Raw genomic sequence first — 14,597 nt, forward strand, 5'->3', positions numbered from 1 at the left:
GGTCCATCGAAGTGATCTCCGGTAGTTTCCTGGACCCGTTCGCCGGGATTCGCCTCATCCGGATATACCAATCAACCGACATGTGCGTAATCGCTTATTGTCAAACGGCCGTCTCGGGCGGCAACACGTACCACAAGCCGTCATCGTGCCGGAAGAAAAAGAGGACAACCACGGCTTCCGGTCGCTGCGCCTCGACGCATACGTAGCGCCTCAGGTTAGAGCGTGTGTGACTGAATCGCATTACGCGAATCGGCATCGCCAAAGTCGGACTCAGCCATTCTTCAATCAGCAAACGCAGCGATTTTCCCGCGCTCACCCACTTCTCCTACAACCTCGTTCCGATTGGATCGGCCCGCGTCCTTACCTACTCGCGAAGACAAAGATCCAACCCCAAGGAACTTTATAATTCGCGTAACGGATACTCGATGCAATCCAACGAGGTAACGGCAGCGACCTCCGCAGTTTTATGAATTCCTGATTCAGTACCCAGGAAGATCTTTTTTATGCAGGGTCAAATGGCATTTCATCGACACTGCTTCCGTCGCAAGAGTCGTCACGAACCATTTCGGAGCATAAATTCGTAACCCAACCTGCACCGCCCCGAACTATTAAGCGGCCGTATTGCACGAAGCGTTATTGCGCTATCACACAGCTGACGACTAGGATGCTCCGCTGCTGCGATGATAAACGTCGCGCCACGAAACGCCTGCTTCATTGCTCGCTTAATCCTCCGCGCGAAACACATCTAACGGGACCGGCTACTCTCGGCCGAAGCATAGAAAGATGCAGTTGTGCCTCGCGCCAAACGCGAAAGCGCGATAATCATCACGATGACATCGGACTGCGGAATCTGCAAAGTAGAAACCGTGCGGATCGGATAACACTACGACCTATCATCCGGGAATACGCATGGTGACAAATTCTTCCGCAGCGGTAGGATGAACACCAAGCGTGGAGTCAAATTGGGCCTTCGTAGCACCCATTCCAACGGCGATAGCTACGCCTTGAATGATCTCAGCCGCATCACGTCCTACCATGTGCGCGCCGAGGATCCGCTGCGTGGCACTGTCCACCACCAGTTTCATGAAAGTCTTTTCGTCACGCCCCGACAGCGTATGACGCAACGGTCTGAAAGAAGACCGGTAAATATCCACCTCAGCATATCTCTTTCGGGCGTCTGCTTCCGCCAATCCAACCGTCGCCACCTCGGGCTGACTGAATACTGCCGATGGCACCGTATCGTATTCCGTAGGCACCGTCGGTGAATCACTAAACAGTGTCGTCGCCAGCGTCGCTCCCTCGCGGATAGCAACCGGTGTCAGCTGAATCCGATCGGTCACATCCCCGATCGCATGAATCGAATCGATGCTTGTCCTTGACCATTCATCAACCACGACTGCCCCATTTTCCTTCAAGGCTACGCCGACGACTTCAAGGCCCAGCCCTTGCGTATTCGGCGCGCGGCCGATCGCATACAAAACGGTATTGTAATCACCATGGGTGCCATTCGCGTGAATGATCCTCACGGTATCGTCCGAGATTTTCTCCAGCGCAGAAACTTCAGTGCGGGTACGAATCCCCACGCCTTTCTTTTTCATTTCCACAGCCAGCGTGTCGCGGACGTCATCATCGAAACCGCGCAAGATTTGATCACCTCGGTAAAGCACATCGACACGCGCGCCCAAACCATTGAATATGCCAGCGAGCTCAAGCCCAATGTACCCGCCACCCACTATCGCAATCCGCTCCGGAAACGTTGGAAGATCCAACGCTTCGTTCGAACTGATCGCATGCTCGATTCCCGGGATGTTGGGCATCACAGGTCGTGATCCCGTCGCGACGACGATGTGTCGCGCGCTGATCCGGCCGCCGCCGATCTCCACGTGATTGCTGCCGCTGACAGTGGCGCGCCCATCAAAGAGCGAAACGCCCGAGTTCGCAAGGAGATCCAGATAGACGCTATTGAGGCGGTCAATTTCGAGACCCTTTCTCTCGATCAGCTTACTCCACGAGAAAGTTCCGGGTTCAAAGTGCCAACCGTAGCCCTCCGCATCTTCCAATTCTTCCTTGTAATGCGACGCATAAACCAACAGCTTCTTCGGAACGCATCCCCGGATAACACACGTGCCGCCTACCCGACTCTCTTCGGCGATCGCTACACGCGCACCGTAGGCGGCAGCCATGCGGCTTAAACGCACGCCACCAGATCCAGCGCCGATCACGAACAAGTCATAGTCGAAATTCATCTCTTTGGTTCTCGCGTTTCTAACACCTGATTGACGCCTTATGTCAGTTTGATCTCAAACCCACGCTGGACACGTGGCCGAGCCATAAGACTGTTGTACCAGCGGTGGACTTGAGGGAAGTCCAGAAGATTGACTTGATGCCGCTCGTGCCGCCACACCCAGCCCAGCACGGCGAAGTCCGCAATCGACAGTTCTCCTGCAATAAACTCTGATCGACCTAATTGCAGATCAAGCACCCCATAAAGTCGACGGGTTTCGTCACTGAAGCGCTTCAAGCCGTATCGACGATCAACTTCATCCTTAAGACCGAGAAAGTGGTGCACCTGTCCCGGCATCGGGCCAAAGCCGCCCACTTGCCACATTAACCACTCCAGAACCGAAATACGCTTGCGCGTATCCGTGGGCAAGAATTGTCCGGTTTTTTCAGCCAGATAAAGAAGGATCGCACCGGATTCGAATAGGCTAATAGGTTTCCCGTCCGCGCTGCGCGGATCTACGATGGCGGGAATCTTGTTGTTCGGGCTGATCTTCAAAAACTCAGTCTCGTGTTGCCTTCCCTTTGTAATATCCACGGGCTCTACGACGTACGGCACTGCCATCTCTTCCAGGGCGACGCTGATCTTACGGGCATTGGGTGTATTCCAGGCATAAAGCGTAATCGTCATGTTACTTGCACCTCGTCGCTCGTGGGCCGGTAGTGGCTAGCTCAGTGGCACAGCGATGTAGCGCTGGAACCCCGCGCTCGCTGCGATGCGTCCGTACCATGACGCGAGCGCTGGCAAATCCAGCCGTTCTACGCCTTCTAGGCCAAACCAGCGCCGTGCATATGTGCCAAGAGCGATATCGCCTATTGAGAAATGATCACCCTCGATCCACCGCCGCGATGCCAAGTATTTGTCCAGCATGGCCCAATGCACACCGACCGAACGGAAATCGGCGTCTAGCGTGGCCATATCGCGCTGCTCCGCAGGAGTGCGCACGAGAGCCACGAATACAGTCCTCTCGGCCGGCGCGAGCGTGGATAGTGTCCAGTCTAGCCAACGATCAATGCTGGCGCGCACCGGCGGCGAATTCGAATACAGATCTGTATCGCTTCCGTATTGAAGTGCCAGATAACGCAAGATCGAGTTGGACTCCCACAGTACAAAGTCTTCATCGACCAATGTCGGCACCCGACCATTCGGATTCATCGCAAGGTAATCAGAATCCTTATTGCGGCCATGTTGCATGCCCGCATCGATCCGATCAAATGGCAAAGACAGTTCTTCGCAAAGCCACAGCACCTTCTGCACATTCACCGAATTAGCCCGGCCCCATATTGTTAGCATTGTCCGCTCCTTAATGCGCCCGTCAGGCCAGCAATCCATGCGGATCAAGCACGAACTTCTTTGCGGCGCCGGCATCAAATTCGTGATATCCGTCCGGAGCCTGATCAAGTGCAATTACCTGCACATTCACCACTTCCGCGATATTGATCCGGTTCCAAAGGATGGCTTGCATTAACTGCCTGTTGTACTTCATAACAGGCGTTTGCCCAGTAAAGAAACTGTGGGACTTCGCCCAACCCAGACCGAGTCTTACGCTCAGGCTACCCTCCTTCGCAGCTTCATCGACAGCACCCGGATCGCCGGTAACGTAAAGGCCAGGAATGCCAATGTTACCCGCGGCACGCGTTACTTCCATGAGTGAGTTCAGCACTGTGGCGGGGGCCTCAAGGGCCGATCCTGATACACCATGACCACGCGCCTCGAAACCCACGCAGTCGATCGCGCAATCAACTTCCCGATGGCCCAGCACGTCTTCGATTTGATCTACCAGCGGCGTGTTCTTCGATAAATCTACGGTCTCAAAGCCCATTTTCCTTGCATGTTCAAGACGAGCTTTGTTGACGTCACCGACTATGACAACGGCAGAGCCCAGTAACCGTGATGACGCTGCGGCCGCCATGCCCACTGGACCAGCACCTGCAATATAAACCGTCGTTCCTGGCCCCGCCCCAGCCGTCACCGCTCCGTGATAGCCGGTGGGAAGTATGTCGGAAAGGCAGGTCAGATCGCGTATCTTGCTCATCGCCTGATCCTTATCCGGAAACTTCAACAAATTGAAGTCCGCGTAAGGGATCATCACGTACTCGGTCTGGCCACCAATCCAGTCACCCATGTCTACATAGCCATAAGCACCTCCAGCTCGCGCCGGGTTGACGGTTAAACAAACGCCCGTATTACGTTGCTTGCACATCGGACAGCGCCCGCATGCCACGTTGAAGGGTACGGAAACCAGGTCACCTACCGCTATTGTTTCGACATCGGAACCGATCTCGATGACCTCTCCGGTAATCTCGTGTCCGAGAACGAGACCGACCGAAGCGGTTGTTCTTCCGCGAACCATGTGCTGATCCGAACCGCAAATGTTCGTCGAAACGACACGCAAAATTACACCGTGATTGATTTTCTTCCCGCGCGGGCTCTCCAGCCTCGGGAACGGTATCGTCCGCACCTCCACGCGCCCGTTGCCAGCATAGACAACGCCTTTGTTTGATGTCATTTTCGTCTCCGTTATGGTTTCCGTTTTCCAGCATATTCAAGCCACCGATCACGTTGAGGAAATTCCCTGCAACATCGAAAGATGACTGAACTCGATCGCTGATCTCCTCTGTGGAAACTGCCTGTCCAGCGTTGAGAGCACATGGCGATATTAGAGCGTTTAGTCATGCGAACGGCTATCCCCTCTTGGGAATGTTGCTGATGCCCGTGCCGGATATTGGTCCAACAGATCAATGGATCGGCGACCGTTCCTCACCTGACTAACAGGAATACCCGACATGCCGCTTTGGGAATGGACGCCAATTTCCGGTACCCGCAGGATGCACGCACAGAAACCGGCGTCCCGGGTAATCGCGCTCGGCGAGACGTTTGATCCGACGTGCCGGTCACAGAGAAAGAGCCGTACGACCGATCCCGCTTCATGGAGCAGTAAGCCATGAGCCTGATCCGGACCCCGGAAAGGAGGCCGGGAATAAAGGATGTCGAAGACAAAAAGCTTAAACATAAATAAACGAAAGGGGTTCCATACCCCGAGGAGGAGACATGATGACAAACATACGCAAAGCGTGTAGCCAGACGTTCGCCCTGAAGGCCGTTGCGATTACGCTATTTTCTTGGGGTGCCACTCCATCATTCGCGGTGGACGGCGCACAGTTAAGTAGCTTCGGCGTGATCGCAGGCGGAATGGCAGGTGTTTCAATCGCCCTACCCCAGGATAGTGTGTCCGCAGCGAACAATCCCGCCGGAATGGGAGTCGTGGGAAGTCGTTTCGACTTCGGGCTTCAGGGCATCGAGCCGCAGATTGACTATGAATATGGATCCGCCAACAATCACCTTCATTCCGGTGGCGTCTCTGTTGTTCCCGAGGGTGGATTCAACCTGCAGATCAATCCGCGTGTCACCTTCGGCGTATCGCTGTTCGGCGTGGGCCTGGCCGCTAACTATGGAAGTCCAGCGTTGTCCATCCCCGGCGCTCAAATCGCCAAATCGAGTCTTCAGGCCATGGCAGCGGCGCCCACTGTGACCTATAAGTTTAACGAACAAAACATTATCGGTTTGAGCGTCGTTCTGGCATACGAGCGATTCTCAGCAGAGGGCATCATTCTACCGGACGAAAGCGGTGGCCTGACCACACTGCCGTCGCACGGAGTGTCTCGAGCATTTGGATACGGTGGTCGAATCGGCTATCTGTGGAAGCCAGTGCCAAACTTCACGCTAGGCGCGATGATAGCGACCACGATCCGGATGGGACGACTTTCAGGCTACGACAACGACATTCTGGCTGCTGGAGGTGGCCGGATAGACGTGCCCCCTGAATATGGTATTGGCGTGTCGTATGAACCCGTTCCTGCGCTCAAACTTGCCGCGGACTGGCTTCACATTTCCTGGTCGAAGACTATTTTGGGGTCCGCACAAACGTTTTCGTGGAAGGACCAGGACGTGTTCAGGATCGGCGCTTCGTATGATATCAGCCGCCGCTGGACTATTCGTGCTGGATTCAGTTACGCGAACCCGACGTTCAACTCCAACGCCGTCGCGCAAAACTTCCTTACTCCTATCGAAAATGGCAAGACGGTGTCTGCGGGTTTCACATATCGAGTAAGCAATAAAGACGAAATCAGTGCACTTTTCGAATATGGCATTCCGGTCAATATGCACGGAACTGGCCCGAGCGAGGGGTTTAACGTTAAAACTACGACGGAAGTTATCGGCATCACTTATGGCCACAAATTTTAGCACCGATGGGGTCGGATTTTTTTGTCGGACGGTCAAGCATATACGGTTCTGAAGGACCAACCATGTGGTGATCTGACGTGACCGGAGAATTCGACCGATGAGGCCTTGTGTCTTTTCGCTGCCGGACAGTCGACATTCCACTTTGGAATTTCCCCTATTGCCGAGAAGCTATAGCCGCCAAGTGGAGGAAACACCATACTTTCATCATGCGGCGTCACGGCTATGCCGGCGCCCCAGGTTCGCGGCGGTGCCGTGAATAACATAGGTTCAACTCAAGCAAGGAGCTAGCATGAACAACGATTCTATTAGAGGACTGCATCACATTACCCTCTGCACTTCATCAGCTCAGGCCGATGTTGACTTCTTTGTGAAGGTCATCGGTCAACGATTCATCAAACGCACCCTCTTCTATGACGGACGCATTCCGATTTACCACTTGTACTTCTCCGACGAAGTTGGCACACCCGGAACCGTCATGACCACCTTCCCGATGCTTCGTACCGGCCTCACCAGTCGAAAAGGTTCTGGCCAGTTCACCGCGATCGCCTACTCGGTTCCGCCGGGTGCGCTAGACTTCTGGCGCGAGCATTTCCGGAAGAACAACGTCGAATTTTCGGGTGAATCCGAGCGTTTCGGTGAAAAGTATATCCGTGTCGTTCACGCCGGCATCGATTTCGAAATTGTGGAAGACGAAACAGACCTCCGCACCCCCTGGAAATCGGATTACGTGCCCGAGCAATACGCGGTACGCGGCTTTCACAACTGGACTGCTACCGTGCGCGAGTTCGAGGATATGGAGGTTTTTCTCAAAGCCGCTTGGAACTTCAGGGCGACGATGAGCGACGGGAACTTTACGCGCTATGAGACTCAGGAAGGAGGCGCCGGCAAACGTCTCGACGTCTTGCATGCTCCAGACCTCAGACAAGGAAGCTGGACCCTTGGTCAGGGGATCGTTCATCACGGTGCGTTCGATGTTGCTGACTACGACACCCAGTCGCGCATCAAATTCGAATCCGAGAGTATGGGATTCACTGACTTCTCCGACCGAAAGAACCGTGGCTACTTCGAGTCCGTATACGTGCGTACACCGGGTGGGGTCATGTTCGAAGCGACTAAATCACTCGGCTTCAAAATGGACGAGGAAGAGGCACAACTCGGAACGGAATTGAAGATGTCTCCGGAACTCGCGCCATCACGCGATGAAGTACTCGCGCTCATGGAGCGGGACGATCCAATCCATGTCTGAGATCGGCAAACGCGCCATGGGCAAATCAGAAAACAAGGAGACAACTCAATGAAATCATTCAAGCTGATCGGCATCGGCGCACAAAAGGTATTGCTATTTCCGGGTTTGATGGGAACCAAGGACGCATTCGATCCCATGCTGAAGTATGCGGACCTCGAGCGCTTTCAGTATGCCGCGGTTGACTACCGTGGCTACGGCTGCTCGAAACCGATGGACGGGCTATTCACGCTTCGGGAAGCGGTCGTAGACGCATGCAAGCTGGTGGAATTCCTCGGGTGGAAGAACATCGCGGTGGGAGGGCATTCACTGGGTGCGCTCGTTGCGCAAATGCTCGCGGCCGCCATGCCGCATCGGACGTCCGCCATCGTCTCCATCGCTGGAGTCAGCGCAAAAGGCCCGGTATCGGATCCAGCGCGTGCTGCACTGATGGCGGGAGCTGCCACATCGGCGGAGAGGCGTCAGCAGATTGTCAAAGGCGGGACTGCAAATCGCTGTTCCGACGCCTTTGCGCAGGCATTGGTGGCGGCAACCTTCGCCGAAATCAGTCCTGCTGCTTTCGCAGGCTACGCAAACGACGCGAGTCGTACCGATATCCGTGAACAGGTCAAGGAACTTCCGCATCCCGTTCTCGCGATGGTGGGCGAATTTGATCCAGCGTGCTCCGAACAGGCTGCTCGGGAAACCACGGCAACTTTCTTCAAACAGGTCGAGATTCAGGTTATACGGGGCGCAAGTCATTATCCGCTGTATGAAGCGCCCGCCGAGACTATCGCCTCCCTGGAACGCTTCGTTAGCAAGCACGTCGCACTGCAAGAGCTCGCTCCACCGCTTCAATTGGGGACCAACAAAAATTCTTGATCTCAATGAATACAACATCACAACTGAGGTGCACCGACGCATTGCAAGTGCCCCCTTGACGATTTCGCGAAATCCTGATCGCGCTGGTGCAGCACCTTCACGATTTCGCTCGCGAAGTCAAATTGACCGAGCCTGAATGGATGACCGGAATCGAATTGCTCACGAGGACAGGACAGATCTGCAGCAATACCCGACAGGATTTCGTCCTCCTGTCCGACTCACTTGGCCTTTCTCAGCTCGTGGTCGCTCAGCGTCATATCGAGTGGAGGGCGTGAGCAAACAGACAGTATTTGGCCCGTTCCATGCGGAGGAAGCACCGAAAGCCGCAGGTCTGAATACTGATATCGCCGGGGGTGCCAAGGGGTGACCCACTGTATGTTTCGGCGCGCGTTCTATCGGCCGGGGCTCCAGTTGCACAGGCCGTCGTGGATGTCTGGCATGCAGATGCAGGAGGCCGATACGACGTGCAGGACGCGAACTGGACGATTGAGAAATCTCGTATGAGGGCGGTACTTGAAATCGATGCTGACAGTCGCATCGGATTCTGGTCGGTTCTTCCAAAAAGCTATCCGATTCCCACGGACGAACCGGTCGGAGAGATGATTCGCATAACAAATCAATCTTCGACGCGACCCGCTCATGTTCATTTTAGGATCGGAAAGGAAGGATTCGACACGCTTGTCACACACCTCTCTGCTGACGGCGATAAGTACCTCGATGCTGACGCTGCTCTTGGTGTGTGAAGTTCGTGCATAGAAAACTATGAAAGTCGCCCCCCGGGATAGTACCGGACGGCAGATTAATGGGTCTCCATTTTTTACCCTTGATTTTTGCTTCGTTCTGGGTTCCGCCCTCACCTGTTAGGGAGAAGAAGATGCATTTCGTCATTGTCGGACGTGATCGGCCCGGCGCAGAGGATCTTCGCTTGAAAACACGCCCAAGCCACCGGGACTATATTCACGGGCCCCATGAGAATGTCGTGCTCGTATTGGCCGGACCTCTTCTTGCGCCCGACGGCCACACGATGACGGGATCCCTCCTCGTCGTGGAAGCGGAGAACCGAGAAGCAGTTGAGCAATTCTCACGGCGAGATCCCTATCGCAAGGTTGGGCTTTTCGCAGATGTACAGATCGATGCATGGAACTGGGTCACCGGCAAGCCGGGTCAAAAGTAAGGCGTAGCTTGTGGCACAACGATATCTCGAATAATTTTGATCTTTAGTATAACTGATTGATAAGCAGGAGAGCAGTTAAAATGAATCAAATTACACTCTATCATTTCCCCATGTCCATTTGCTCAATGAAGGTACGATTGTGCCTCGCTGAACTGGCCGTTCCCTATGACGAGCGGATAGTGGATATCGGGCTTGCACTCGAAAATCTGGAGCCGTGGTACGTGCGACTCAATCCACGCGGCGTCGTACCCACGCTCTGCGACGGGGAGCTGGTCGTAACAGATTCAGCAAAAATCATGTATTACCTGGCAGATCGCTTCGAAACCGGGTTGCCGCAAGAACCTCAACAGAGAGCGGAGGTGGGACGGTGGGTAGACGTCGCAGATACTTTTCCGTTGCATGCAATCAGTTATAGCCGCTGCGGTATTCCACGCGGGAACGAATTGCTTGCAAGCCGCCTTGCTCGGATCGTCGAAAACAAAGCGCGTCACCCGGATCTCGCTGATACCTATTCTGCGTTGTACGATCGGGTTTCCGCCCTGCGCGACGCGTCGGTAGACGGCGAAGGTACCACCGCCGCGCTTGCTGAACTTGATACGGCATTTTCAAATCTGAACGCCATTCTGGCTTCGAACCCTTTCATTGGTTCCGAGACGTATTCGATTGCCGATGTAATCTGGACCGTGACGTTGGCGAGGTTGGATATGCTCAAATTGGGTGATCTATTCTCCAGCTTCCCGTTGCTGTCAGCATACTACGAGCGCATGGTCGCGCGACCCAGCTTTGACGCGGCTCGAATCTGCCGTGCCTGGGTCGGGGCGATCTAGCGCCAACTGGAATATCTGTAGGCTCGTGGACCGACCGTGAGACAGAGACACGCCGCATATGCGTGGAACACAGAACTGTGCAGGACATAGGAGACGAGACATGTACCCATTTCAAGACGACCTTTATGCAGCCCGCAATCAGTGGTACATCGCCGCTTTTTCGCAGGATGTCGGAAGAGAACAACTTCTGGAACGATGGATTCTGGACGAGCCGGTAGTGTTCTATCGCACAGTCGTTGGCGATGCAGTCGCACTGGAAGGTCGTTGTGCGCACCGGCATTTCCCGCTCAGCAAAAGCAATCTTCAAGGCGACAACATTCAGTGTGCCTACCATGGCTTCACTTACAATTCGACCGGTTCCTGTGTTCACATTCCAGCCCAGGAAAGGATTCCAGCGGCGTGCCGCATCAAGGCTTATCCACTTGTCGAACGATGGAACTGGCTGTGGATCTGGATGGGAGATCCGGTGCTCGCTGACGAATCCATGATACCGGACCACAAAGAAATCGGTCTGACCGACCCTGCTTATATTTCGAACATAGTGGTCTATAACGAAGTCGCGTGTCGTCATCAGTTACTGCACGACAATCTCCTCGACCTCACACACATATCGGTTCTGCACAGTGCCACCATCGGCAATGGTAGTGATTCGGTCGCTTCGACACCTGAAACGCATGAAGAAGGTGATAACTGGGCGGCAAGCAAGCGTGTCATCAAGAACTATCCCTGCCCCGAAGTCTTCACCTCGTTCCTCGGCTATAGAGGCAACATCGATCGTACAATCACGTTGAAATTTCTGATGCCTGGTCTGCACTGCGGAATGGACGAGTTCCGCAGACCCAGTGTCGGCGATCAGCCCGGTGAACTGCTTGGACGGCTGGCAATTTACCACGGCGTAACGCCAGGCCGAAGGCATACTACGCACTACCATTTCGCAATTGCACGCGACTTCGCGAAGAATGAGGCCACGACCGACGTGTTCAACCATGCGATGAGCGCGGTGATCGAGGAAGACAAAGTGGGACTCACTGCCCTTGAGGAAATGCTCGCGGGGCTCGGTGATCGCCGTCCCCGGGAAGTCCTGGCAATGAGCGATAGCCATCAGACACGCGCACGCCGCATTTTCGAGAAGCTGATCAAGAATGATCAGGCGATGGTATGTGCGGTGTCTATCGTTCCCATTGCGAACTAAGGTCTGAACCCGGGCGGAGAAGCGGATGGGAATGCTTATCGAAGGTGTATGGGAGCCCGACGACGCAGCAGCGCGTGTCGGGCCTCGCGGTGAGTTTGTGAGAACGCAAACTACCTTTCGCGGCACAATCTCGAAAGAGCGCGGCGCAATGTATTTTCCCGAAGCCAACCGCTACCATCTCTATGTGTCGGACGCATGTCCGTGGTCGCATCGAACTGCGATCACGGTCGTGGTCAAGGGCTTGGCCGACTTCATCTCGCTGTCGTCAGTCGCGCCGCAGGTCGGCACGAACGGCTGGACCTTTGCTGAATTCGCAGATGGCGACCACGATCCGATCTATGGCGCCGATCATCTGCATCAAATCTACAGCGCAGTGCAGGCAAACTATACGGGCAGGGTCACCGTTCCTATCCTATTCGACAAAAAGACTCGCACCATCGTGAACAATGAATCCACCGAGATTATGCGAATTCTTAACTCGGTATTCAATTCAATGGCACGCCATCCGGAAGTCGACCTGTATCCGAGAGCACTGCATGAAGATATTAACTCACTCAACAATCTGATCTATAGCACGGTCAATAACGGTGTCTACCGCGCTGGCTTCGCGATAACGCAAGAACAATATGAAGAAGCGGTGATCGGGCTTTTCCATACTCTTGATCTTCTGGAACGGCGATTAGCCGGAAAGCGCTATTTATGCGGAGATTGTTTGACCGAAGCCGACTGGCGCCTATTTGTGACGTTGATCCGTTTCGATCCGGTCTACTATAGTCACTTTAAGTGTAATGTTCGGCGAATCGTCGATTATCCGAATTTGTCCGGTTACCTTAGAGACCTGTACCAATTTCCCGGCATCGCGAGCACGGTTAACTTTGAGCACATAAAAAATCATTATTATCGTAGTCACCCTACGCTCAATCCAACTGGAATAGTTCCGGTCGGACCAGATTTTTCGCTACTCGATACGCCTCACGAACGGCAAAGCTTGAGGCGTTCGTCGAGCGCATGAGAATCAGGACACGTCTTGAAGAAGCGGACAGCGGCACTAACGCCCGATATTGCAGATCAAACTGAACAGTTATGCTCCCATCCATCGTTCAAATCGGATGGTTTTCCGTCAATAGGAATGGCCGAAGGCTGTGCAGCTAACCCCGACGAACATGAAAGAGGCGGGAAATCGCGGCGTGACTTGATACGTTCCAAGACCGAATCGGGGATGTCAAATACACCGTGGACGAAGGTACGCAGCCATTGACAGGCGGGATCGTGTGAAAATCGCTCGTGCCAATATTGCAGAACAGTAAATTCCGGCAACTTCAACGGGCAGGGTAAGCATTCGAGATCAAATTCTGGTGCCAATGCTATGGCGGCAGCCGATGGAACGGTAAGAACATGATCCGTATGGCGCGTCAGCATCGCAGCGAGCAAAAAGCTTGGAACTCTCACGGCGACGTTCGACGGTAGTATTTCATCGAGTAGAAGCGTTTCTGCTCGTCCATGGATGTGTCCGGACTTGCCGCTCGCGACAATGATATGCGTTTGCTGCTGGAACAGATCGGTATCGAAGACCGGCGCAGCGCACACGGGATGGCCACGGCGAACAAGGCAGATGTACTGTTCCACAAATAGGCGTTGCTGATAGATTCCACTTTCTGACAACGAAGAAAAGGCACCTAGAGATAGATCGATGTCCCCGACCTCAAGTCCCTCAAGAACCTCGTGTTGATTTCCAGTAGTTCCAGTTATGCGAGCGTGCGGTGCCCGTCGCTTCAGTTCAGGTATCAGGATTGGCAATAGAACTGACATGCCCAAGTCCGATGCATGGATCGCAAATATGCGATCGGATGAGGCAGGATCGAAAGATGGTGCGATGGCAATGCGCTCATAGTATGTCCGTAGCACATCAGCGATAGGAGCTTCCAAGGCCTTGGCCCTAGGCGTTGCCTCCATACCATTTGGTGATCTAACGAATAGCGTGTCGCCCAGATGCCGACGAAGACGCTGCAACGATTTGCTGATAGCTGACTGCGTGACACCAAGATTCTCGGCTGCGAGCGTAAGACTATGACATTTTCGAATCTCGTCAAAAATCACGAGCAGCTTCAGATCGATGTCGGGTAGCTTATGAAAATCCATTGGCCGTTCTCCTTCAAGGCTGACAAGCGCCTGTGATGTTCGATCGAATGATTGTGGAAGCGTACTCTCCACGCGGTCTTAACATCTAGAAGGCACATGACCATCGGTAGTTGGTCTCCCGTTTCCGCAATGCAACATTCAATACGCAGCATGCGACACCATGCTTTCTCGCAACTGTCTGTGAATTGACGTTTGGATGGCCTTTGCGGATTGACGTGAATGGCGGTATTTCATGCTACGTAGCCGTTGGTAAGGCGTCAATAGAGGCTCGCCCGAGGCCAGTTTAACCCTCTACTGTTTTCCTGCAGTTGTCGGATAGCCACCATGACTGGGGGCGCAAGATGGAATCTTGCCCTGCGCTGTGATTGGAGACCAGCCCCACAACATAGTACGCGTCGTCACGCATAAGCGATGCTCGCGCAAATGATTCGGCATCCCATACCGACGACCCTTCGTAACCGTCTGACCGTGCTTGTAATTACCCGTACCCATTTGCGGGCCGGTGTCAAGCGAGCAAAGCGATGCCATGCTTTCCCGGGGAAAAAGTGTGACTGTACCCACAAAGGAATGAGCCGATCTCGGAACGTTGTGCACGTTGACTGCGGATTTCGGCGATGGTGATCAGCCGTTTCGGT

Annotated in this window: 14 protein-coding genes; 9 read left to right on the forward strand and 5 right to left on the reverse strand. The window is 54.1% G+C overall.

Going from position 1 to position 14,597, the window contains the following annotated elements; translation table 11 throughout:
- Positions 1-893: 893 nt before the first annotated feature.
- The 4 genes from gor to fdhA are packed head-to-tail and all read right to left on the reverse strand — an operon-like array spanning position 894 to position 4,790.
- Positions 894-2,246 (reverse strand): glutathione-disulfide reductase, encoded by a 1,353-nt coding sequence (gene gor / locus PQQ51_RS28295; RefSeq protein WP_408500489.1) that lies wholly within the window; start codon positions 2,244-2,246, stop codon positions 894-896.
- Positions 2,247-2,284: 38 nt separating this feature from the next.
- Positions 2,285-2,911, reverse strand: coding sequence for a glutathione S-transferase family protein (locus PQQ51_RS28300; RefSeq protein WP_408500491.1), 627 nt, complete (start codon positions 2,909-2,911; stop codon positions 2,285-2,287).
- A 36-nt stretch (positions 2,912-2,947) separates the two neighbouring features.
- Entirely contained in the window at positions 2,948-3,574 is a 627-nt protein-coding gene (locus PQQ51_RS28305; RefSeq protein WP_408500493.1) for a glutathione S-transferase family protein, read from the reverse strand.
- A gap of 22 nt (positions 3,575-3,596) precedes the next feature.
- The gene (gene fdhA / locus PQQ51_RS28310; RefSeq protein ID WP_408500495.1) at positions 3,597-4,790 is read right to left on the reverse strand and encodes a formaldehyde dehydrogenase, glutathione-independent; all 1,194 of its coding nucleotides are present in this window, start codon (positions 4,788-4,790) and stop codon (positions 3,597-3,599) included.
- A 542-nt stretch (positions 4,791-5,332) separates the two neighbouring features.
- Between fdhA and PQQ51_RS28315 the strand changes: the two genes are divergently transcribed.
- The 9 genes from PQQ51_RS28315 (at position 5,333) to PQQ51_RS28355 (ending at position 12,835) form a co-directional block, all read left to right on the forward strand.
- Positions 5,333-6,526: an OmpP1/FadL family transporter gene (locus PQQ51_RS28315; protein ID WP_408500497.1), complete on the forward strand. Its 1,194-nt coding sequence runs from the start codon at positions 5,333-5,335 to the stop codon at positions 6,524-6,526.
- 289 nt (positions 6,527-6,815) lie between these two features.
- Positions 6,816-7,772: a VOC family protein gene (locus tag PQQ51_RS28320; protein WP_408500499.1), complete on the forward strand. Its 957-nt coding sequence runs from the start codon at positions 6,816-6,818 to the stop codon at positions 7,770-7,772.
- Between the two features lie 48 nt (positions 7,773-7,820).
- Positions 7,821-8,630 carry an alpha/beta fold hydrolase gene (locus PQQ51_RS28325; protein ID WP_408500501.1) on the forward strand — a complete coding sequence of 270 codons (810 nt, stop codon included), beginning with the start codon at positions 7,821-7,823 and terminating at the stop codon, positions 8,628-8,630.
- Positions 8,631-8,716: 86 nt separating this feature from the next.
- Positions 8,717-8,905, forward strand: a complete 189-nt coding sequence (locus tag PQQ51_RS28330; RefSeq protein WP_408500503.1) for a dioxygenase — start codon at positions 8,717-8,719, stop codon at positions 8,903-8,905.
- 78 nt (positions 8,906-8,983) lie between these two features.
- On the forward strand, positions 8,984-9,373 hold the full coding sequence (locus tag PQQ51_RS28335) for a dioxygenase family protein (protein ID WP_408500505.1): 390 nt from the start codon (positions 8,984-8,986) through the stop codon (positions 9,371-9,373).
- A 131-nt stretch (positions 9,374-9,504) separates the two neighbouring features.
- On the forward strand, positions 9,505-9,804 hold the full coding sequence (locus PQQ51_RS28340) for a YciI family protein (protein WP_408500506.1): 300 nt from the start codon (positions 9,505-9,507) through the stop codon (positions 9,802-9,804).
- Between the two features lie 80 nt (positions 9,805-9,884).
- The gene (locus PQQ51_RS28345) at positions 9,885-10,631 is read left to right on the forward strand and encodes a glutathione S-transferase family protein (protein WP_408500508.1); all 747 of its coding nucleotides are present in this window, start codon (positions 9,885-9,887) and stop codon (positions 10,629-10,631) included.
- Between the two features lie 100 nt (positions 10,632-10,731).
- Positions 10,732-11,823 (forward strand): Rieske 2Fe-2S domain-containing protein, encoded by a 1,092-nt coding sequence (locus tag PQQ51_RS28350; RefSeq protein WP_408500510.1) that lies wholly within the window; start codon positions 10,732-10,734, stop codon positions 11,821-11,823.
- Between the two features lie 25 nt (positions 11,824-11,848).
- A complete protein-coding gene (locus PQQ51_RS28355; RefSeq protein WP_408500511.1) occupies positions 11,849-12,835 on the forward strand; it encodes a glutathione S-transferase family protein in 987 nt (328 codons plus the stop codon).
- 56 nt (positions 12,836-12,891) lie between these two features.
- Here PQQ51_RS28355 and PQQ51_RS28360 read toward each other — a convergent pair whose 3' ends face one another.
- Positions 12,892-13,962, reverse strand: coding sequence for a LysR family transcriptional regulator (locus PQQ51_RS28360; RefSeq protein WP_408500512.1), 1,071 nt, complete (start codon positions 13,960-13,962; stop codon positions 12,892-12,894).
- Between the last annotated feature and the right edge of the window lie 635 nt (positions 13,963-14,597).

The sequence above is a fragment of the Paraburkholderia xenovorans genome (assembly GCF_046030735.1).
Taxonomy (GTDB): Bacteria; Pseudomonadota; Gammaproteobacteria; order Burkholderiales; family Burkholderiaceae; genus Paraburkholderia; species Paraburkholderia xenovorans_A.

Coding starts and splice junctions, on each gene's coding strand:
- PQQ51_RS28360 (WP_408500512.1), bottom strand. CDS start 13,962: ATGGATTTTCATAAGCTACCCGACATCGATCTGAAGCTGCTCGTGATT.
- PQQ51_RS28325 (WP_408500501.1), top strand. CDS start 7,821: ATGAAATCATTCAAGCTGATCGGCATCGGCGCACAAAAGGTATTGCTA.
- fdhA (WP_408500495.1), bottom strand. CDS start 4,790: ATGACATCAAACAAAGGCGTTGTCTATGCTGGCAACGGGCGCGTGGAG.
- gor (WP_408500489.1), bottom strand. CDS start 2,246: ATGAATTTCGACTATGACTTGTTCGTGATCGGCGCTGGATCTGGTGGC.
- PQQ51_RS28355 (WP_408500511.1), top strand. CDS start 11,849: ATGGGAATGCTTATCGAAGGTGTATGGGAGCCCGACGACGCAGCAGCG.
- PQQ51_RS28350 (WP_408500510.1), top strand. CDS start 10,732: ATGTACCCATTTCAAGACGACCTTTATGCAGCCCGCAATCAGTGGTAC.
- PQQ51_RS28345 (WP_408500508.1), top strand. CDS start 9,885: ATGAATCAAATTACACTCTATCATTTCCCCATGTCCATTTGCTCAATG.
- PQQ51_RS28300 (WP_408500491.1), bottom strand. CDS start 2,911: ATGACGATTACGCTTTATGCCTGGAATACACCCAATGCCCGTAAGATC.
- PQQ51_RS28340 (WP_408500506.1), top strand. CDS start 9,505: ATGCATTTCGTCATTGTCGGACGTGATCGGCCCGGCGCAGAGGATCTT.
- PQQ51_RS28320 (WP_408500499.1), top strand. CDS start 6,816: ATGAACAACGATTCTATTAGAGGACTGCATCACATTACCCTCTGCACT.
- PQQ51_RS28305 (WP_408500493.1), bottom strand. CDS start 3,574: ATGCTAACAATATGGGGCCGGGCTAATTCGGTGAATGTGCAGAAGGTG.
- PQQ51_RS28315 (WP_408500497.1), top strand. CDS start 5,333: ATGATGACAAACATACGCAAAGCGTGTAGCCAGACGTTCGCCCTGAAG.